Genomic DNA, 21,272 nt, shown 5'->3' with positions numbered 1-21,272 from the left:
ATGAACAGAGATATTAAAATAGCGCGCATTGTCGCCGCCCATTACCCTGAATTCATTCGCTCGATTTACGCCAACAACCCAGAGCTGAAATCTGCGCCCTATAGCGAACAACGAGACGTTATTAAAGAGCAAGAGTTTCATCAGTATTTTGGCTATGAAGATCATTTTAGGGGCATGGGGGTTGAGGCTATTGATATTGTTTGGGATCTCGAGTCATTGCAATTACAGTGGGCGAAAGAACAAGGTTTAAGTCTGGACTATGACTTTCTCACTGAGGATAAAATGCAAGTCATAATGTCTATCCTTGTAGAGCAGTTAAGACGCTTCAAGCCGGATGTACTGTTTGTTCACAATGCTCGCTTGTATGAAGGTGGATTTTGGCAGTATATCAAAGAGCGGGTTCCAAGCATCCGCTGGATTACCTGTACTATGGGCTTTCCTTTGCGTAACAAAATGCAGGCCTATGGAATCGACAGCTTTTTATGTTGTGTGCCTTCCTTTATGCAAGAAAAATACAGTGGTACCGTCGAAAAAGAGTTGTTTTATTACTGTTATGATGCTCGCCCTCAAAAGACACATAAAAACATTCCTTTTAGTTTTTTTGGTTCCACTGGAAATTGCGGCACCATGCATCACAGAACCCGATATGAGTATCTATTGGGGTTAACTTACAATGCGGATTTGAAGGTGTACGGTAAAGAGTCCTCAAAAATCTACACAGATAATCAGCGTGCTGTTTGGTCGGATTACCTGAAAGAACTGAGGAATAGCTCTGATAGCGCAAAAGTGCTGTCTATTTGTAAAGAAATTGCCGATAAGAAAAACCCGGTTGTACCTCCTCTTGCGTTTTTCAATCATCAAGCGGTTCGAGCGGGACTATTTGGCAAAGCATACCTGGATGGATTAGCCGACTCCCTGGTTACATTCAATATTCACACAGAGCATGCCTACGGAGATGTCGGTAACATGCGTATGTTCGAAGCAACAGGTAATGGAGCCTGTATGATGGTGGAGCACGGGCGCAATATTCAGCATTTGTTTGAACCGGATACTGAAGTTGTGACTTACCGTTCTATCGGAGAAGCTGTTGATAAGGCTCAATGGCTATTACAAAATCCAGCTAAAGCGAAGGAAATCGGAGCTGCTGGTTATCTTAAAACTAAAACGCATCACAGCTTTCGCAGCAGAGCAGAGCAAGTTATCGAGCACTTTAACAGGGTACTACAAAAATGAAGGCAATCAGTTTATCTGAGCTGAATCGCGAAGCATTGTTGAGAGAGCTAAATACTGACAATGGCTATTTGGTTGCGAATATTTCGATGCCGGATTATCAACATATCCTGACACTGATAACAGAGCAATACTTGCATGTTTTACAAATGGTTTGTCCCCACAAAGTGAAGCAATTCCACGCCGAGCCTATCAACCAATATCACAAGATTTATCAACCTGAAGATTTCGATCACGCCAGCACCTGGAGTAAAAATGCCCGGCTACTGGGGCCATCAGCAGTAAAATCAATGCTCTCCGGGGCCATTGGTACGCAATTAAATCGATTGTTTGGGGATTACCTTCTGGCAGATGAGGAGAATATGGGGTGGCCGGGTATATATTGGCGTCTGGTGCGCCCGGGGAATACCGATATTGGTTCGGTACACGCTGATAAATGGTTTTGGGATTTGGGACACGGTGATATGCCAACAGGATACACCAGAGTTAAATTGTGGATGTCTGTGTGTACCGTACTGGGCAGCAGTGGATTGCAAGTTGTCCCTCACTCACAGCACTCAGATGATTGGAAGTATCATGGAGAATGGCGAAATGGTATGCAGAAACCAGTATTGGATGAAGATTTACAAAGTCTCAACCTGGTCAGTGTTGAGACACAGCCAGGCGATTGCATCATCTTCCACGACAAACTATTGCACGGGGGGATGATAAATAGTAGCGATGAAACTCGAGTCAGCCTTGAGTTTACTATTTTGACACCAATTCAAGAATTCGTCACACTTGGACTTAAGCAATAACTCGTAAAAGCGCTTTGTCTTGCGACATGCCGATTAACCAAGTTTTTAAATGGATATTTCTAGCAAACGTGTGCTGCTGATTGGTGCCTCAGGGGCCATTGGCAAGCATCTCAAAAATCATTGGCAGTTAACCGCAAACATTAAACTCTGCACCGCAGGAAGGTCTGATCAGGATGATTATTACCTGGATCTCAATTCACCGAGCAATTGTCCCGCTCATCTCTTTGAGGCGTCGCATTTTGACACCGTTGTTGTATTAGCTGCAATGAGTAATATTGCAGCATGTGAGCGAGACCCACAATTAGCCAGATATATTAATGCCAAGGCCGTTGAGGAGCTTTATCACATCATCCCTGCCAAAAACTGGATACTGTTTTCAACCAATCAGGTGTTTTGTGGCGATAAATTGATGCCACGACGTAACGATATTACGCAGCCCATTTCAGAATATGGTGCTTCCAAAGTTGCATTGGAAAAATGCTTCGAGTCTCAGTTTTATCGAGTTGCCATTTTGCGGCTCACCAAAGTGCTGATGCCAGAACAACCATTTCTGAGAGCTAGTCTCAAAAAAATGTTGTCCGGAGAAAAGGTCACTGCATTTACTAATATGGTGATGGCACCAATCTACATTGAGCAGGTGTGCCAGTATATCACCAGACTCCTCTTTGATTTTAGTGGGGGGATTCATCAATTATCGGGACAACGAGACATTAGCTACTATCAAACCCTTGTCATGTTGAGTAGCATGCTCGATCTTGATGTATCCTTGGTGGAAGCGAGCAAGACCGGGATTAATACACCTAAATATAGCGCTTTGCATGTCGATACATTGGAAAACAGTTTGGGCTTTTTCAGTCCAGATATTGAATCCGTGTTGGGGCAATTTTTAGCAGCGAGCCGTCTGAATTAAACCTAACCATACGAACACCTCATCAGGAAGTCGATGACTAGAAAAACGCACAATAAACTGGTCTTTATATCTGGGATCTTTAACGTCTTGCACCCCGGTCACATTCGAATGTTTCGCTTTGCCAGCGAATTGGGTGGCAGACTCGTCATTGGTTTGTTGAAAAAGGAGAACCTTGATGCAAACATCTTGGCTGACGCAGAACGTTTAGAATCATTAAAAGCGATTAGCTTTATAGATGATGTTGTAATGTTGAATGACCTGGAACATACATTGCTGACGCTCAGGCCGGATATTGTGCTGAAGGGCAATGAATTTAAATCCGGTCACAACATAGAGCAGTCGATTATTCAGGCGTGGGGCGGAGAGCTGGTATTTAGTTCAGGTGAAAGTACCTTCAATTCAACCAGCATTTTAACCAGTGGAAGTCTTCAGGCCGATTTCGATTTGCCATCAAGCTACTTCAGCTATATCAAGCGTCACAATATTCAACCATCATTCATTGCTTCAGCACTCGACCAACTGAGCAACTTAAAGGTCGCCGTCATTGGCGATATCATTCTGGATGAGTACGTCGATTGTGATCCAGTAGGTCTATCTCGCGAAGATCCTACTATCGTTGTGTCGCCAGTCGAGAAAAAATGTTTTATTGGCGGCGCTGCTATTGTAGCGTGCCACACTCGTTCTTTTGGAGCCAAGGTAGATTTTTATTCCGTTTGCGGGAAAGATAAGAAGGCCGACTGGTTAATTAAAGAGCTTAATGACAAGGGCGTACATTGTAATTTGGTGAACGATGAAACCCGCCCCACTACTGTTAAAAAACGCTACCGAAGTGGCAATAAGACGTTGCTGAGAGTTAATGAGTTTCGCAGTCATCCATTAAATACCCGGGCACAAAATGCATTATTGCAGGCCATAGAAAGCCAAATACATGAATATGACTTGATTATGTTTTCTGATTTCAGCTATGGGTTGTTGTCTGAAGACACCGTCCAGAAGATTGCTTCTCTGGCAGAGCAACATGACGTACCTATGGTGGCAGATAGCCAGACTTCCTCTCAAAAAGGCGACTTAAACAAGTTTCGAAGAATGCGTCTGGTGACACCTACTGAACTGGAAGCCAGACAGGCAACTAATGTTCTGGATAGCAGCGTGGGATTGGCTCAGGTAGTAGAAGTTCTCATTAATCGACTACAACCTGGTAATGTTGTGATGACATTGGCTGAAGCCGGTGCGATGGTAGCGAATAAGAACAGCAATCAAAGACCGCAATTGGATTCTTTGCCTGCTCTGAATAAGAATCCTGTTGATGTTTCGGGGGCGGGCGACTTGCTGTTAGTAACCACCTCCCTGCTGATGATTGCTGAGTGTGATGTTTGGCACGCAGCTTTGATGGGAATGATTGCCAGCGCTATACATATCAGCACTGTGGGTAATGAGCCTATTAACGCTCAGGAGCTGCGTCGCTACCTGCATAAAATGCAACCCCGGAGTTAGTTTGAAAGCATTTCTATTGGCTGGTGGCTTAGGCACCCGTCTGAGGCCATTGACAAATACGATGCCTAAATGCCTTGTGCCTATTGGTGGTAAGCCATTGTTAGGCATCTGGCTGGATTGTCTTTTCGAACAACTTGATGTAGATGAAGTGTGGATCAATACACATTATTTTGCACAACAGGTTGAAATGTTCATATCTCAGTCTTGCTATAAATCCAAGGTGAAACTGGTACACGAGGAGTGTTTGCAAGGTACGATGGGGACATTGCGCAACAACGCAGCTTTCTTTGAGGGTAATGAGTTTTTCATTGCTCATGCCGATAATTATTGTATTACGGATTGGCAAGCATTCTTAGTTCAGTTTCGCAATCGACCACATTTTTGTGAATTGACAATGATGTTGTTCGAAACTCAAACGCCAAAGTCCTGTGGGATGGTAAAAGTGACCGACGGTGATATTCTAAAAGATTATGTTGAAAAACCGCAAATTCCCTGGCAGAACAATTTGGCTAACGGAGCTGTTTTTTTGATGGACAGCAGAGCAGTAAATAAGGTTATCGCTATGCCTGAATCAAAAATTGATTTGTGTAAAGACTTTATTCCCAGATGTATTGGTAAAGCAAACGTATTTCTGAATCGAAATATTCATATTGATATAGGTACTCCGGAAACGTTAATGCGGGCAAATGAATTGGCCATAGATCACGGAGTCTATACAGGGGAATTAACTCATGACAGATAAGTGGTTTAGTCATGAAACAGCTATTATTGATGAGGGAGCTGAAATTGGAAAACGCTCTAAAATTTGGCATTTTAGTCATGTTTGCGCTCGGGCTATTATTGGTCAAGACTGTCAGTTGGGGCAAAATGTATACATTGATAACCTCGCGCAAATAGGTGACAGGGTCAAAATCCAAAATAATGTGTCAGTTTATGCCAGAGTCGTCATCGAAGATGACGTTTTTTGTGGCCCCTCCGTGGTGTTTACCAATGTGGTCAATCCCAGGGCGTTTATAGAACGCAAAGATGAGTTTCAAACGACCCTGGTAAGGCAGGGAGCATCGCTGGGAGCTAATAGTACTATAGTGTGTGGCGTAACCTTGGGTGCTTATTGTTTAGTTGGAGCTGGGGCCACTGTAGCAACGGATGTCACCGATTATGCATTGATGTTGGGCATTCCAGCCAGGCAAGTTGGTTGGGTGAGTAAAGCGGGTCACCGGTTGCCTTTGCCCGTTACAGGGGAAGGAGTTGCAGATTGCAAAGAGTCCAATGAAAGGTATTATCTAAGGGGCGACAAGCTCAACGCACAGCCATTGATCGATTGAGGACGTCAATAATGTGTTAGCTGCTTCAGATTCAAAGCCTTAATACAATAAACCATTAAAATTCTGGCCAACTGTGCCGATCTATAAGAATAACAATAATTCCGGAGTCAGCTTTGTCGAACCCAAACCTGCCTGTATCTAAATCGAAGAGTAATAGTTTAAGAGTCGCCCTGATAGGCTGTGGTCGGATCCTGAAAAAGCACGCTGAAATTCTGTCCTCTAATGAGATAGATGGCATGGTTTTGGATTCAGTGTGCGACATCGAGCCCGAAAAAGCTCAACAGGCTGCAGAAAAATATCATGTGCCTGCATTTACAGATATGCATGAACTAATGCAGCACAGGAATCCCGACTTGGTAACAATATTAACTCCAAGTGGTCTGCATGCTTCACATACTATTGAGTTGGCTGACTATGGCAAAGATATTATTGTAGAGAAGCCTATGGCTCTCAGACTAAAAGATGCCGACAGCATGCTGGTGGCCTGCGCCAAGAATAATTGTCGATTGTTTGTAGTTAAACAAAATCGCTTCAATTTACCTGTGGTAAAACTCAGAGAAGCACTTGAAGCTGGCCGTTTTGGGAAGCTGGTGTTGGGAACTATAAGAGTGCGTTGGTGTCGTGATCAGGCTTATTATGACCAGGATGAATGGCGAGGAACTTGGGCATATGATGGTGGAGTGTTGACAAATCAAGCTAGCCATCATGTGGATTTATTGGAGTGGATGATGGGGGAGGTGGAGAGTGTTCACGCCCGAAGTTCTACAGCGATGGTGGACATTGAAACTGAAGATACAGCAGTTGCTACTCTAAAGTTTAGCAATGGCGCATTGGGTGTTATTGAAGCGACTACGGCCACAAGACCCAAAGATCTTGAAGGTTCAATTTCAATTCTAGGAGCCACGGGAACCGTAGAGATATCTGGTTTCGCGGTAAATGAAATGAAGACGTGGCAATTTGCAGATAAACAACCTGTAGATGAAGAGATAGAGCAATATTCTGAAAATCCACCCAATGTGTATGGCTTTGGACACAAAGCGTTTTATGAAAACGTCAGGGACTCGATATTACAAGGAAAGCCTGCCTTGGTGGATGGCCTTGAAGGCCGAAAGAGCCTGGAGCTGATTTCTGCTCTGTATGAGTCTATCGAAACTGGCAAAGAAGTGTTCCTGCGGTTCACTCCCAAGAAATGTCGCTTAGGAGTAATTGATGATTAAACTGGCTGATTTACACCAGCAGCATGCTGAACTAAAGCAGGAGCTTGATGACGCCATTCAGTCAGTTATCAGTGCAGGGGCATTTATCAACGGACCAGAGGTAAGTATATTCGAACAAGCCTTTGCCAGTTATTGTAGCAGTAAGTATTCCCTCGCCTGCGGTAATGGCACTGATGCACTTGAAATTGCCATAGCGGCATTACAGTTGCCTCCGGGGGCAGAAATTATTGTTCCTGCCAACAGCTTTGTCGCGTCAGCAGAAGCTGTCGTGAACAATGGTCATATTCCAGTATTTATTGACATCAATGAAGAGCATTACGGTTTAGATTGTGAACAGTTGGAGTCCTTACTAAGTGATAAAACAGCTGCCGTTATTGCGGTACATTTATTCGGTATTCCGGCAGACATGCAGCGTATTAAGCAGTTTTGCCAACAGCACCAGCTGTATCTAATAGAGGATTGTGCTCAGGCCCACGGAGCCAGATGGCAAGGCAAAACTATTGGTAGTTGGGGAGACGTTTCCACATTTAGTTTTTTTCCGGGTAAAAACCTAGGGGCAATGGGTGATGCTGGTGCGATCTGTAGTGATAATGAGGTGTTGATAAGACGTTGTCGTATGATTGCGAATCACGGAAGACTAGATAAATTTGGCCATAAAATATGCGGTCGAAATAGCCGAATGGATTCATTACAGGCTGCTGTACTCTGTGTAAAGCTCAAATACCTACCTGCCTGGAATGAATTACGCCGCGAAAAAGCGACTATTTTGCACGCCAGCTTGCAAGATAACCCACATCTGCAATTGTTTAAGCTTTCAGAGTGGGCCGAGCCTGTCTATCACCAGTATGTCGTTCGTGTTGAAGAGCGAGACTGGGTGAAACAAAGTCTTTATCAAGCTGGTATTGAAACGGGGATCCATTACCCTAAAACGATTAATGATTATGAACCATTTCAGCAATATCGCGGGGTTACACCCAAAGCTAAACATGTATCTGGCAAGATACTCAGTCTTCCATGCCATCAGTATTTAACGCAAAGTGATCTGGATAAAATTATTTACCATCTTGGTGTCGCCTGCGAACAAGCTGCGACACTGCAAACCCATCAAACAGAGCGAGAAGTTAAAAGGTGATCGCTTTAGTTGATTCCAACATTAGTAATATTGGTTCTATTGCGAATATGCTCAATTTTCTGGATATAGACTTCCAGTTAGTTACTCAACCGGAAGAATTAGACAATTGTGACAAGATTATTTTACCCGGTGTCGGTGCGTTTGACAGTGTGATGTCTAGTTTACGAACATCAGGTATGGATGAAGCCATAAATGAACAAGTACAAGTGAAGGGCAAGTATTACATGGGGATTTGTGTCGGAGCACAACTCCTCTGTCAGTCCAGTGAAGAAGGTAAACTACCCGGATTTGGCTGGTTACCGCTTACGGTTACCAGGTTTGATGCTCAGCAGGTTGCTCGTGTCCCCCATATGGGCTGGAATCACATTGAACCGGGACACAACTCGGCGTTATTGCACAATATGGACGAAGAGTATGCCCGATTCTATTTTTTGCATTCTTACTATATCCCACACGATGATAAATTCTCCGGTGGTGTCACTCGCTATGGTGCGTTATTTTCAGCCATTGCCCAGCGGGATAATTATTTCGGAGTGCAGTTCCATCCTGAAAAAAGCCACAAATATGGTATGCATTTGTTCCAAAATTTTGAGGCGCTGTAAGCATGCGTCCTCGTATCATTGTAATGCTCCATATTATGGGTGGTGGTGTTTATCAAACTACAGGGTTTGGTAAATCAAAATATATCGGTGACCCCATTAATACAGCGACTTTGCTCAATGATTTGGAAGTGGATGAACTGGTTGTAGTCGACGGAGGCGCTAGTAAAAATAGTCGAGGACCAGACTTCAAATTAATGGACAAACTGCGCTCTCGTTGTTTTTTTCCTGTTTCCTATGGTGGTGGTGTCAATAGTCTTGAAGCCGCAGATGCTCTGTTCAAAATGGGGATAGAAAAAGTCATTCTTAATTCTGTGCTTTTTAGTCAACCTGAATTATTTGCTGAGTTGACACAAAAGTATGGCTCACAAAGTGTGGTTTTGAACATCGATGTGAAACGCAACTGGTTGGGCAAGAACAAAGTGTATTCTCACACTAAAGCTAGAGTGCCTGTAGCAGATCCTATGACCTGGATACGCTACCTTTTGGCACTGGCTACGCCGGGTGAGGTGTTGTTAACCAACGTTAATCGCAATGGTTCTTACATGGGGTATGAACTGGAGTTGCTAAAGCGTTTGGTTACCGAATTTCCAGACTTGCCTGTTGTGATTAACGGCGGTGCTGCATCCCTGCAAGATATGGTTACAGCGGTTGCTGCAGGAGCACATGCCTGTAGTGCGTCAAGCATGTTCGTATTCAAGAACAATGGTGTACTAATAAATTATCCAGAGCAGCTGGTATTGAGGAATTTGTTTGATGAATAAAAAACATATTGTTTGCACTCAGTGTGTTATGGACACCAGTGACAAAGACATTTACTTCAATGAAAAAGGGGTGTGTAGCCACTGTCTCAATTTTGATGAGACTTACCATGTTTCGCCGGCGCAGGAGGAAGAAAATCTTGCCAGTTTGGCGGTGAAACTCAAAAGTCACTCAGCTAAATACGATTGCATAGTCGGTATGAGCGGTGGGGTAGACAGTTCTTATGTGGCCCACCTTGCTGCTGAAATGAATCTAAATCCCCTTGTGGTGCACCTGGATAATGGCTGGAATTCAAGGCTTGCCATCCGAAATGTCGCAAAAATTATCGATAAACATCAATTCGACTTAGAAACCTTGATCATCGATTGGCAGGAATTTCGAGATTTGCAAAAAGCATTTTTACGTGCCGGAGTAATAGATATCGAATTGCTTACAGATCATGCAATTACCGCTACTTTGTATCGACTGGCACAAAAGCACAACATCAAATATATATTATCCGGTGTTAACTATGCGACAGAACATGGCATGCCTTTGTCGTGGAATTGGAATAAAGACGATAAAACTAATATCGAAGCTATTCACAAGCAGTTTGGTGAAGTAAAACTCAGTACCTTCCCCTTAATCTCTCAAAAAAAGTTGGCCAGCTTACGTCAGTCTGAAACCGGTCCGGAATCTATTAATGTGCTCAATTTAATCAATTATTCTGCGGCGCGGGCTAAGCAGGAGTTACAGAGTGGGTATGGCTGGGAAGCTTATTCAGGTAAACATTTTGAATCAGTATTCACTCGTTTTTATCAGTCATACATCTTGCCTGTTAAGTTTGGTGTTGATAAACGTAAAGTGCACTTGTCAGCGTTGATTCGCAATGGTGAAATCAACCGGGAGCAGGCTATGCTGGAACTAGCGAAACCAGCAATTGAGAATCGTCAGCTTTTGCGAGATCGTGATTATGTGATTGATAAATTGGAAATGGATCTTGAGAGTTTTGAAGGGTTAATGAAATCATCACCAGTACCTCACGAACACTATGCCTCCGACTTTACTGCCAGCCACCAGTTGCGCAAACAGAGTGGATTTATTGCCAATTTATTCAAGAAAGAATCGCAGGTGGAAAAGCAAGCAAGCGCGTTGCTGAAACACTATTTAGACCGCTACCAAGGGAAAACATTTGTAATTTACTGTGCCGGAGAAATTGGTGCTAGAACCCTCGAACAAGCAAGAGAAAAAGGTGTTTACGAGAAGATAGTTGCAGTGGTCGATAACAAAGCGAACCACAACCAACACAATCTTGGTGATATCTTAGTACAGTCGCCCGAAGTGCTGGGATCCTTGGATTTTGAGGTGCTTTTAATCGCTTCCCACAAGTACCAAGATGAGATCTTTCAAAATCTAATTTCACTCCCTAACATGACAGAGAAAACACTTATCCGTTTGCGCGATTGTTAAAGATTAATTTCAGGTCGGTTATTAGAGGTAGTCAAAATGACTTCAATTGATCAAAAGTATCGGTATCCACTTGAGCTCATTACTGCCCATGAGAGAGCTGATGAACTGGAGTACTTTGCTTTTGAATTTGATGGAATACACATGTGGCCTATCGTGAGAATGGGGCTGTTATTTCAATGCTATAAAGCCATAGAAGGCATCTATTTTCAGGCTGAATCACAGTCAAATTTCAAATTACAACAAGAGCGAAAATATCACTTAAATGCTCTAACGTTAGAGCAAATAGAAAGGAATATCGGTAATTTAGCTTCTGTCGATATCCTTATATTTTCTTTGGAATTGTATCGTCAAAAGCAAGGCAATAGATGTGTAAACTTGCAAGAAATGTTATTCGCTGACACTCCCTACACAACAAGAGTCGTAGAGGATTCATATCTGGATCCCTCTGAATATGGATTCATATGGCATGAAATGGTATATCAATATGGCAGGCTAAAAGCCAATAATACAAAAATATCAGCTCGTGATTCAAAAACGATTGATGATTTTATGCATTATATCGCGCAGCATTATAGTCAGTGGATTGACCAAGACTATATGAGCGCAATTAGGGCAAAGCTAGTAACTATGGCTACCCGATTGCCCCATTGGAAAGCGGCTTATACGCAACTAATCGAACAAACCGCCCCTAAACTTGCTTTCATCGAAAATGCTGGTTATGGCACCAGGGCATTTCAAATAAAATGGCTAAAACAAATGGGGATCCGAGTCGCTGAGATCCAGCACGGTCAGCTTAATAATCACGTCAGTGGTTATTTTTTCGGGCCGGGTGTGGCAGAGGCGTCTTGGATGCAACCGTATTTCCCTGATGACTTTTTGATTTGGTCAGAAATGTGGCGTGAAAAATACTCCGGTGGTGGCAATACTTACGTATTGGGTAACGTAGCTCACCAACAAGCGTTACACAATTTTAACTACCAACCAGAGTATATTTTACTCTGCACAAATTGCTTTGATGTAAATAAAACAATTACTTACGCCAAACAATTAATGCACCAGCATCCCAACTATAAAATAAAAGTACGAATACATCCCACAATGACTCGCTATTCTGATGAGTTCTCAAAGGCATTGGGAGAATACTTCCTGAAACCTGAAAATGGAGAGTCGATGGCTGAGTCATTAGCAAAAGCTGCCGTTGTCGTCAGTGAGCCTTCAACCGTATTGCACGAGTCTAGGGCAAAGGGCATTCCCACTTTTTTCCTGAAGGTCAGTAGTTGGGACGAAATACCAGAGCTGCCATTGGCGGAAGAATTATTGCATATGGGCAAGCTACCGCCGCGTGAATCAAATTGGAGAAAATTGCACGATGAATACTTCTCCTGTAATTGGCAGTCTAATCTCAATCGATATCTGGAAGAAGCGATTGGGAGAGATGTACGCTAAGAATACATGCTGAGGTGCCGATAATTATATGGACAGAAAAAATTGGTAGAGTACGACGCTTAGTGCTTTATATTTTTAAGCACGGGGCTGGGCGCTGTTTTGTAATTAGAGTAATATCAAATAGTTATCGTAGTAATTTGACGCTGGTAAGCAAAGCATTCTGGCGGTTTAACTTTGTTTTAGCCCGGTTTTAATAGGTAAAATATGAGTAATAAAGTAGCACTTGTAACTGGGATTACGGGTCAAGATGGCGCTTATCTTCTGAAACTTTTAATGTCAAAAGGATATGTCGTGCACGGACTCAGGCGCCGAGTCTCAGTGCCTACAACTCAGAGAATCGATGAATATATATTTGCACCCCAAGAGCACCATAATGAATTTCATCTACATTACGGAGATCTGACCGACGGATTGTCACTAACTCGAATAATCCAGAGGATTCAACCAGATGAGATATATAATTTGGGTGCTCAAAGTCATGTGCATGTCTCTTTCGACTCTCCTGAATATACGGCAGACGTCAATGGTTTGGGGACCCTGCGTATATTGGAAGCGATTCGAAATCTTGATTTAACCCACAAAACTCGTTTCTATCAGGCATCGACTTCTGAATTATATGGCAAAATCCAATCCCCTCAGCAGTCAGAATCAACTCCATTTTATCCGCGTTCTCCTTATGCTGTTGCCAAGTTATTTGCTTATTGGACAGTGATTAACTATCGAGAAGCATACGGGCTATATGGATGTAATGGCATTTTGTTCAACCACGAATCCGCAATGCGCGGTACTTCGTTTGTCACTCGGAAAATCACTTACACTCTGTCTCGTATTGCCTATGGGCTGATTGACAAATTGTATTTAGGAAACATGAACGCGTTAAGAGATTGGGGGCATGCGCGGGACTATGTGGAAATGCAATGGTTGATGCTACAACAAGAGCAACCTGAGGATTATGTAATTGCGTCTGGTGAACGCAGATCGGTAAGAGAATTTGTCGAAGTGGCGGCCAGAGAAATCGGTTTCTCTATTGAATGGAGAGGGCAGGGGGTAGATGAGGTTGGGCTAGTTAGTGAGGTTGACCCGGAAAAGATTGGAGCGACTTTCGGAAAAGGGAGGTTCAAACTTAAGCCAGGGGATGAAATAGTGAACATAGACCCGTACTACTTTAGACCAACAGAGGTTGATGTTCTGTGGGGCGATGCCAGTAAAGCTCGTGAAAAACTAAATTGGTCCCCCAAGACTAGTTTTTTAGAGTTGGTGTCTGAAATGGTAGCGGAAGATTTAGAGCAGGCCAGAAAACAAGTTGTAGTCAATCAGTATGAATAATCGCTTCACAATATTTAATGGTTGGCAGACGCTCGATTATTCAATAAATTTCGTCGTAGGTAACAGATTTAACTGAATAGTGCTCAAAGCATTTACTATTAAAAGTTAACGGATTTGAGCCGATGTTTAAAGAACTGGGGGCTTTCCGGATACAAAGTCGTCCCGGTTCCGCAGAGAATAGAGAGTGATAGTTATGAGTGATTTATTAAAAGGTAATTTCAAAACTAAAAAAACTGTTTCGTTACCCAAGCAAGCAGAAAGTGATAGCAAAGCAGATGAATTTAAGAAAGAGGCCTTGAACTCGATTGGAGGCAGTATGGTATTCGTCGAGCGCACACCGTTAGAATGGAACGGTGATGAAGACAAGTCATAATGCTTTTTTGGAAAAGCTGATCGGGAGTCATTTTGAACAAGAGCAATAAAGAGTTTTTGGATGTTGTGGGCCGAGTACATGAAATCGGAAAAAGCTGGCATGCGAACTCGTTGATTGAACACGCCAGAGATAACAAGCCCTTCATTGCAAAGTCTCTTAAAGATTTACCGGCACCTGCTAGCGCTGAAAAATCGAAATCGGCCATCGTAGTGAGCGCTGGCCCAAGCCTTCATAAATTTGACGTGTTACAAACTCTCAAAGCCAGAGAGTATCAAGGTAGTATTGTGGCAGTTGATGGCTCTATGATTAAATGTCTTAAGAACGGCATCATCCCAGACTATGTGCTCACACTTGACCCTCATCCCACCAGGATAGTGCGTTGGTTTGGCGATCACGACTTTGAGAAGCACTCGGAAGAAGATGATTACTTCAGTAGGCAAGATTTGGATATTGAGTTTCGCAATGACACCATCAGAGAAAATTTGCGCAATATCGAATTGGTTAATAAGTACGCTTCGCAAATTAAACTGATTATTTGCACCTCAGCCCCACAAAATGTGAGAGCGCGTGCATTGGAGGCAGGTTTTGATTGCTATTGGTGGAATCCTATTGTTGACGATCCCAGTCAACCGGGCAGCATGACTCGTGAGTTATTCAGTATAAACAATCTTCGTTGTATGAACACTGGTGGCACGGTCGGCACCGCCGCATGGGTGTTTGCCAATAGTATCCTGAAAGTGGAAAACATTGGAATAACCGGCATGGACCTTGGCTACCACCGCGAGACTCCAATTGAGAATACTCAGACCTTTTATGAGCTCAATGCTATGTGCGACACTAAGGAACAACTACAAGCAATGTTTCCATCATTTGTTTACCCTTCCACTGGAGTGACGTATTACACCGATCCTACCTACTACTGGTACCGTAATAACTTGTTAGGTTTATTGAAGCAGGCTACAAGCAACACTGTAAATTGTTCTGAAGCTGGAATTTTGTTCGGTGATGGCGTGGATTGTATGCCGTTAACCCAATTTTTGGAGAATTATTGCGATGGCTAAGGTGTTATTTATCAATCCCGTGGTCCGTGAAGAAGATGTTCCCAGGCATATTCCCTACGGTATTGCATTGTTAGCGGCTATTTCTATTCGACATGGACACCTGGTACAGGTATACGATGCCAATGCATGGCGTCTACCAATTGAAACCGTTAAGGAAGTATGTCAGGCCGATGATTGGGATGCTATTTGTATCGGAGGCTTAACTACAACCTACAATTATATTAAAACTGCTTGCAAAATGATTAAAGAGGTCGCTCCTGACGCCGTGCTGGTTGCCGGGGGAGGCTTTATCACAAGCATGCCGTCAGAGATTATGGAATTTATTCCCGAGATAGATGTGGGCTGTTTAGGAGAGTCATTTGTTACCTTTCCTGAGGTGCTGCGCTATATTGATGAGGGGAAGACGGACTTTTCAAAAGTGCGTGGTACCGTCTTTCGAGATGCGCAGGGGAAACCGCACCTCGCAGATATCAGGCCTAATATCCACGACTTAGATTTATTACCTTGGCCTGCATGGGATTTGTTTCCGCTCGATATTTATTTTGCTAATTCTTCCAATCTATTCAGTGAAGAAGCCGCTATGGCTAAGCGCCGGATGGATGTGAATGGCAGTTTTGGATGTGGTCTTACCTGTAAGTACTGTTGGCATTTGGGTACGACGGGAGACATGTTGGTTGAGGAAAACGAAGAAGGTGAAAAAGACGTCGTTTTCACCTATGGACGAAATATTCGTTACCATAGTCCACGCTACATTGTTGACATGGTGAAACATCTTCACAAGGAATACGATATTGATTTCGCTTCATTCATTGATGAAAACTTCATGACGATGGACGTTGCGAGTAAAGGTAAATGGCTTAAAGAGTTGTGTAAACTTTGGATTGAAGAAGGGTTGCAACCAACCTGCCGCAAACAAGGAATCGAACACGACGAAAATTGTACCGGTGTGCATTGGAATGGAACAAGTCACGCAGGCCTGCATCGCCCGGAAACGTTGAAATTGATGTATGAAGCTGGCTGCACACACTTAGTTTATGGATTGGAGTCATTTGATCCGACTGTATTGCGAAACTTAGGCAAGGGCTCAAACGCTCGTAAGAATAAACAAAGCATCGGCGTTTGCCTGGAATCGGGAATAAAACCAATCCCCAATATTATTATAGGCTTCCCGGAAGAAACTTTTGACAGTATTCGCAACACCATCAATGCTCTGATTGAATTAGGGATAACCGCAAAACCCCATTTCGCCACCGCTTATCCGGGGTCCGAATGGTATTACACCTACAAAGACTCTATCTTAGAGCAGTACGACGGTGATTTGGAGGCGTATCTTATGGATCTCGGTGACGCGAGCAAGATTACTGGGGTCATTTCTCATAATTTTTCTCCGGTGCAGCTATTGGGACTGCAAGAAATCGTTTATCAAAAGAACCTGCGTTTGTTGGACGTGTCCGAAAAACACTACGCTAATGCACAGGAACATATCAAACCTATTGCCGTACCCAAAGAGTCGTTTAATATTCAGAAAACAAAAACGTCTTCACCAATGGAAGAGCTTAGCTTGGGCATTGACATCAGCAACAAGATCACGATTTTAGATGTTACAGAATCTTAGTGTATTAGCCTTTATCGGGGCAAGAGCAGGCTCCAAAGGGTTGCCGGGAAAGAATAGTCGGAATTTGGGTGGGAAGCCTTTAGTTGCCTGGACAATCGAAGCGGCGCTTGGGAGTGAGATTATCACCGATACTTTGGTTTCTACGGACTCTGATGAGGTGATTGAGATTGCTAAAACGCTAGGTGTGATGGCGCCGTTTAAACGGCCAGAATCTCTCGCTGGTGACTCTGCCGCTATTGAAGATGCCATTAGTCATGGACTGAATTGGTTGTACGAAAATGAAGGGAAAAATTACGATTTAGTCGTAATGTTGCAACCCACTTCTCCGTTTCGCAATTGCAAACAAATTGATGAAGCGATCCGCTTTTATCTAAATCAGAGGCAGTCGGACCTCGATACTTTAGTGAGTGTGGTAAAAGCTCCTCAAAAAAGCGCTTGGTTGTTGTCTTCTAACGACGATGGCAAGGTCTCTTTTTGTTTCCCCCAGCCGTTAAAAGGTCATCGAAGGCAAAAACTCCCCCAGTTTTACTATCCCAATGGCGCAATATACATTGGAAAAGCGATGCTCGAGCCAAGAGGGTTTTATACTGAAAATACGTGGTTTTTCGAGATGTCTGAGGAAGATTCTATTGATATTGATAGTCTGTCTGACCTTGAAGCGGCAGAGGTATTAATGAAAAGGCGCTTAAACACCTAAACCCTGTATTACTAATGACCGAATGTATATGAGATATCGCCATGGCTGATACAAAGCGCAAGCAAAAACTTCTCATTGTAGGAGCCGGAGGGCATGCTGTTTCATGCATTGACGTGGTTGAACAACAAGGTGTTTACGATATATTGGGGCTCGTTGGGTTACCTGAAGAAGTAGGAAAAAAAGTTTTGGGGTATGAGGTCCTGGGAACAGATCAAGATCTCCCTTACTTAAACCAGTATGCAGAGGCTGCGTTAATTGCCGTAGGACAAATAAAAACAATTGCACCAAGACGTGAGATTGCGATACAGCTATTGGAGCTAGGATTTACTGTGCCTGTAGTTGTGTCTCCTCATGCTTATGTTTCTGAACATGCACAGCTGGGGGCTGGCACTATCGTTATGCACGGTGCAATTATCAATGCCAATGTGCGAATTGGTAACTTTGCGATCATTAATAGCAAAGCACTATTGGAGCACGACGTTCAGGTTGGTGAGTTTTGTCATGTCTCTACAATGGCGAGCATCAATGGAAGTTGTCGTGTCGGCGACAATTGTTTTATCGGTAGTCAGGCCTGCATCCAAGACGGATTGATTATTGGAAGTAATTCTGTCATTGCCAGCAATAGCCTGTTGCGTAAAAATCTGAGTGAAGGAAGCTCTTTTGTCGGTCACAATAATTCAAAGAATGATTAAAACATGAATCCAGGGTTTTCTAAAGTAAGGCTCCCTATCTCCGTACCTTACATTGCACATAACGAAAAAGCCTACGTTGCAAAATGTATGGAAACGGGTTGGATATCTTCTCAGGGCGACTTTGTTAAGCAATTTGAACATGACTTTGCCAAGTTCACGGGGGCCAAATTCGCAGTCTCCGTGAGTAACGGCACAGCCGCATTGCATTTAACATTGATCGCATTGGGAATTAGACCAGGGGACGAGGTCATTGTGCCAAATATGACCTTTGCGGCAACAGCAAATGCCGTAATTCACTGCGGTGCAACTCCCGTTTTATGTGATGTAGACAAAAATACATGGACCCTTGATTGTCAGCAAGCTGAAGCGTTGATCACTGCTAAAACCAAGGCCATTATCCCTGTTCATTTATTTGGCGTGCCCGCTGATATGACTTCTCTGATGAATCTGGCTGCTAAATACCAACTCAAAATTGTGGAAGATTGTGCTCAGGCCATAGGAGCGAAGGTTAACAGTGACACTGTAGGCACCATAGGTCATGCAGGTTGCTTTAGCTTTTTTGCTAACAAAACCATGACTACTGGAGAAGGGGGAATGGTGACCACAAATGACGAGAGCCTCTTCCAAAAGTTATTATGCTATCGCGATCATGGTATGCGCAAAGAGCGGCGCTATTGGCACGAAGTTCCCGGTCTCAACTATCGACTAACCAACTTACAGGCCGCTATCGGTGTTGCACAACTGGAGCAAATTACCCACCTGATAGAAACCAGAAAAAACATAGCACAAGCTTACAGGAAGGGGTTGGACGATGTTGCTGGAGTTTTATCGGCAACGCCTTTAAATGGTACATCATCGGTTACCTGGCTTTCATCTTTCAGGTTTAATCCTGAATATTTCAAATGGGATATCGATACGATTGTTGCTATGCTCGGACGACAAGGCATTGAAACAAGGAGATTTTTTCCGGTGCTGAATATTCAACCACCCTACTTAAATCAGCATAGGCACTTCAAAGTCTCTGATAGGCTCGCGCAAGAAGGTCTTTGTTTACCCACATGGGTGGGTTTAAGAGAGCAGGACATTACAGAGGTGGTTGAGCAGATTAAGGACTGCCTGTGCTAATGATACTTTGGAGACAGGCATAATGGTAAATAAATTGAATAAATTTCAAACCGAAATAGTTATTGAAGATAAAGTTATTTCGTCAAAATCTCCTACTTACATCATTGCCGAAGCAGGGGTTAACCACAACGGTGATATGGTGCTGGCAAAACGCTTGGTAGATGTTGCCTGCGAGGCTGGTGCAGATGCGGTGAAGTTTCAGCTTTTTGATCCTGATGAACTTATTTTACCCGATGTTGAGAAAGCTCCTTATCAAAAAACTGCCAAAGCCCATGTCAGTCAATATGATATGTTGAAAGAGTTGCAAATTAGCAAACATCAGTGCCTCGAGTTAAAAGATTACTGTTTTGAAAAAGGCATTACTTTTCTGGCAACTCCATTTGATTTTAAAAGCCTCGATGAGCTTCGGGAGCTTGGTATTGCGGCCCTCAAAATATCATCTACTGATACTACAAATGTGGGCTTTCTGATTGAAGTTGCGAAATCTAAGGTGCCCATTATTCTTTCTACAGGCATGTGCTTCGGAGACGAAGTGGCATTAGCTTTGGACGCATTGTCAGCGTATACCCGGGATGTAATATTATTGCATTGTACTAGTGCTTATCCTTTTCCGGAAAGCGAGGCAAACCTCAATAATATCAAGCAATTTACAGAACAGTACGGCATTATTACCGGATATTCAGATCACTCTGAGGGCATCGGAGTTTCGCCTTATGCAGTTGCCGCTGGTGCAAAAGTGATTGAAAAACACTTTACCCTTGATAAAAATATGACGGGTCCGGACCATAAAGCTTCTCTGGAGCCGCAAGAGTTAATCAAGTTTGTTCAAGAAATTCAGAGAGTGGATAATATTCTCGGTAGTCATCGCAAGAATGTTTCACTGTGTGAACTGGAAAATCGCAAAGCCATGCAGAAATGTCTTGTGGCTAAGCGTGATATCTTTAAAGGGCAGCTCATCTGCGATGACGATATAGTGGCAAAACGCACTGGAGGTAAGGGGGTGCCGGCAATTTACTTTACCGATATCGTGGGCACCAGAGCCTGTAGTGACTTTGCTAAAAATGAGCTTATCAGGCTGAGCTGATCTGGGGGTGAGGTATTAAACCAATTTATGTATCCAGTAGCTGTGTTAATCGAACCCAAATCGGGCAGTCGGTGGAGTACTTGGCTGATATGGGGTTCCGCCATATTGAGTTGTCTGGTGGTACCCATTTTTATCCAAATTGGTTACAGGAATTGCAAGAACTACAAGCGCGTTTCAGTCTCCACTATAGGTGCCACAATTATTTTCCCCCTCCCATTACGCATTTTGTTTTGAATTTGGCGTCTAAGGACCCTGTTGTAAGCGAGATAGCAATCTCCCATGTCACTGAGGCATTGCGAGTTTCCAAGTTATTAGGCGCAGATGTTTTTGGCTTCCATGCCGGCTTTCGATTCGATCCTAAAGTTAAACAATTAGGCAAAAAAATGGATAGGTCAGCTTTACAAGGAGTTGAAGAGTCCTGGACTGAATTCGACAAGAACTTTACCCAGCTCAATGGGCTTGCCAGAAATAAAAATATTAAGTTGTATATTGAAAATAACGTTTTCTCTTCTGCGAATGCTTCTTCATTTGGAAACAATCCTTTTTTGATGACTCATGCAGATGAGATTGAGGCATATAAACAGCGGAATCCATTCAATCTATTACTGGACGTGGCACACCTCAAGGTAAGTTGTCAAACGTTGGGGTTGGACTTTACTGAGCAATGTATAACCCTCGGACAGCAATCTGACTACTTGCATCTAAGCGATAATGATGGTTTTGCTGATACGAATAGAGAGTTAACATCTGGTTCTCATTTGGTAGAAGTTCTCTCTCGGCTTAAAATCAGGGAAAAAACTACAACGCTGGAAGTATACAGTGGTGAAAAGTCGTTGTTTGCCTCTTATGATTTGGTAACTGAATTGTGTAAATAATCGGCGATTTGTCCGGCATAGCTTCTTGGCTTCTCTACTGGTGAGTGAAAAATCAAAATCGGT

The 21,272-nt window shown here is 43.2% G+C and carries 21 protein-coding genes; all 21 read left to right on the top strand.

Features of this window, described 5'->3' with window-relative positions; all coding sequences use genetic code 11:
• The 21 genes from AABA75_RS16650 to AABA75_RS16550 all read left to right on the top strand — a co-directional run bounded on the left by AABA75_RS16650 (nt 1) and on the right by AABA75_RS16550 (nt 21,209).
• Nucleotides 1-1,233: a glycosyltransferase gene (locus tag AABA75_RS16650; RefSeq protein WP_338293867.1), complete on the top strand. Its 1,233-nt coding sequence runs from the start codon at nt 1-3 to the stop codon at nt 1,231-1,233.
• The gene (locus AABA75_RS16645) at nt 1,230-2,027 is read left to right on the top strand and encodes a phytanoyl-CoA dioxygenase family protein (protein WP_338293866.1); all 798 of its coding nucleotides are present in this window, start codon (nt 1,230-1,232) and stop codon (nt 2,025-2,027) included. The genes AABA75_RS16650 and AABA75_RS16645 overlap by 4 nt, the downstream gene beginning before the upstream one ends.
• A gap of 49 nt (nt 2,028-2,076) precedes the next feature.
• Nucleotides 2,077-2,937, top strand: a complete 861-nt coding sequence (locus tag AABA75_RS16640; RefSeq protein WP_338293865.1) for a sugar nucleotide-binding protein — start codon at nt 2,077-2,079, stop codon at nt 2,935-2,937.
• A gap of 33 nt (nt 2,938-2,970) precedes the next feature.
• On the top strand, nt 2,971-4,431 hold the full coding sequence (locus AABA75_RS16635; RefSeq protein ID WP_338293864.1) for a PfkB family carbohydrate kinase: 1,461 nt from the start codon (nt 2,971-2,973) through the stop codon (nt 4,429-4,431).
• A gap of 1 nt (nt 4,432) precedes the next feature.
• Nucleotides 4,433-5,173: a nucleotidyltransferase family protein gene (locus tag AABA75_RS16630; protein WP_338293863.1), complete on the top strand. Its 741-nt coding sequence runs from the start codon at nt 4,433-4,435 to the stop codon at nt 5,171-5,173.
• Entirely contained in the window at nt 5,163-5,756 is a 594-nt protein-coding gene (locus AABA75_RS16625; protein WP_338293862.1) for an N-acetyltransferase, read from the top strand. Before AABA75_RS16630 ends, AABA75_RS16625 begins: the two co-directional genes overlap by 11 nt.
• A gap of 113 nt (nt 5,757-5,869) precedes the next feature.
• Complete coding sequence (locus AABA75_RS16620; RefSeq protein ID WP_338293861.1) at nt 5,870-6,973, top strand: Gfo/Idh/MocA family protein; 1,104 nt, start codon at nt 5,870-5,872, stop codon at nt 6,971-6,973.
• Nucleotides 6,966-8,105, top strand: coding sequence for a DegT/DnrJ/EryC1/StrS family aminotransferase (locus tag AABA75_RS16615; protein WP_338293860.1), 1,140 nt, complete (start codon nt 6,966-6,968; stop codon nt 8,103-8,105). The genes AABA75_RS16620 and AABA75_RS16615 overlap by 8 nt, the downstream gene beginning before the upstream one ends.
• Nucleotides 8,102-8,707, top strand: coding sequence for an imidazole glycerol phosphate synthase subunit HisH (gene hisH / locus AABA75_RS16610; RefSeq protein ID WP_338293859.1), 606 nt, complete (start codon nt 8,102-8,104; stop codon nt 8,705-8,707). The genes AABA75_RS16615 and hisH overlap by 4 nt, the downstream gene beginning before the upstream one ends.
• Before the next feature lie 2 nt (nt 8,708-8,709).
• Nucleotides 8,710-9,468 (top strand): HisA/HisF-related TIM barrel protein, encoded by a 759-nt coding sequence (locus AABA75_RS16605; RefSeq protein ID WP_338293858.1) that lies wholly within the window; start codon nt 8,710-8,712, stop codon nt 9,466-9,468.
• A complete protein-coding gene (locus AABA75_RS16600; RefSeq protein WP_338293857.1) occupies nt 9,461-10,915 on the top strand; it encodes an N-acetyl sugar amidotransferase in 1,455 nt (484 codons plus the stop codon). Before AABA75_RS16605 ends, AABA75_RS16600 begins: the two co-directional genes overlap by 8 nt.
• Before the next feature lie 36 nt (nt 10,916-10,951).
• Nucleotides 10,952-12,361, top strand: coding sequence for a hypothetical protein (locus AABA75_RS16595; RefSeq protein WP_338293856.1), 1,410 nt, complete (start codon nt 10,952-10,954; stop codon nt 12,359-12,361).
• Nucleotides 12,362-12,565: 204 nt separating this feature from the next.
• The gene (gene gmd, locus AABA75_RS16590) at nt 12,566-13,687 is read left to right on the top strand and encodes a GDP-mannose 4,6-dehydratase (RefSeq protein WP_338293855.1); all 1,122 of its coding nucleotides are present in this window, start codon (nt 12,566-12,568) and stop codon (nt 13,685-13,687) included.
• A 193-nt stretch (nt 13,688-13,880) separates the two neighbouring features.
• Nucleotides 13,881-14,060, top strand: a complete 180-nt coding sequence (locus tag AABA75_RS16585) for a hypothetical protein (protein ID WP_338293854.1) — start codon at nt 13,881-13,883, stop codon at nt 14,058-14,060.
• 32 nt (nt 14,061-14,092) lie between these two features.
• Nucleotides 14,093-15,121, top strand: coding sequence for a 6-hydroxymethylpterin diphosphokinase MptE-like protein (locus AABA75_RS16580; protein WP_338293853.1), 1,029 nt, complete (start codon nt 14,093-14,095; stop codon nt 15,119-15,121).
• Nucleotides 15,114-16,736: a B12-binding domain-containing radical SAM protein gene (locus AABA75_RS16575; protein ID WP_338293852.1), complete on the top strand. Its 1,623-nt coding sequence runs from the start codon at nt 15,114-15,116 to the stop codon at nt 16,734-16,736. The genes AABA75_RS16580 and AABA75_RS16575 overlap by 8 nt, the downstream gene beginning before the upstream one ends.
• Nucleotides 16,720-17,433: a cytidylyltransferase domain-containing protein gene (locus AABA75_RS16570; protein WP_338293851.1), complete on the top strand. Its 714-nt coding sequence runs from the start codon at nt 16,720-16,722 to the stop codon at nt 17,431-17,433. The genes AABA75_RS16575 and AABA75_RS16570 overlap by 17 nt, the downstream gene beginning before the upstream one ends.
• A 41-nt stretch (nt 17,434-17,474) precedes the next feature.
• Nucleotides 17,475-18,125, top strand: a complete 651-nt coding sequence (locus AABA75_RS16565) for an acetyltransferase (protein ID WP_338293850.1) — start codon at nt 17,475-17,477, stop codon at nt 18,123-18,125.
• A 3-nt stretch (nt 18,126-18,128) separates the two neighbouring features.
• Complete coding sequence (locus AABA75_RS16560; protein ID WP_338293849.1) at nt 18,129-19,250, top strand: DegT/DnrJ/EryC1/StrS family aminotransferase; 1,122 nt, start codon at nt 18,129-18,131, stop codon at nt 19,248-19,250.
• Between the two features lie 34 nt (nt 19,251-19,284).
• Complete coding sequence (locus AABA75_RS16555) at nt 19,285-20,334, top strand: N-acetylneuraminate synthase family protein (RefSeq protein ID WP_338293848.1); 1,050 nt, start codon at nt 19,285-19,287, stop codon at nt 20,332-20,334.
• 71 nt (nt 20,335-20,405) lie between these two features.
• On the top strand, nt 20,406-21,209 hold the full coding sequence (locus AABA75_RS16550; RefSeq protein ID WP_338293847.1) for a sugar phosphate isomerase/epimerase family protein: 804 nt from the start codon (nt 20,406-20,408) through the stop codon (nt 21,207-21,209).
• Nucleotides 21,210-21,272 lie beyond the last annotated feature (63 nt).

Origin of the sequence: Planctobacterium marinum (genome assembly GCF_036322805.1) — a bacterium.
In the GTDB taxonomy this organism is placed as follows: domain Bacteria; phylum Pseudomonadota; class Gammaproteobacteria; order Enterobacterales; family Alteromonadaceae; genus Planctobacterium; species Planctobacterium marinum_A.
The sequence above is the reverse complement of the archived record's forward strand: the minus strand, read 5'-3'. Positions and strand labels throughout refer to the sequence as shown.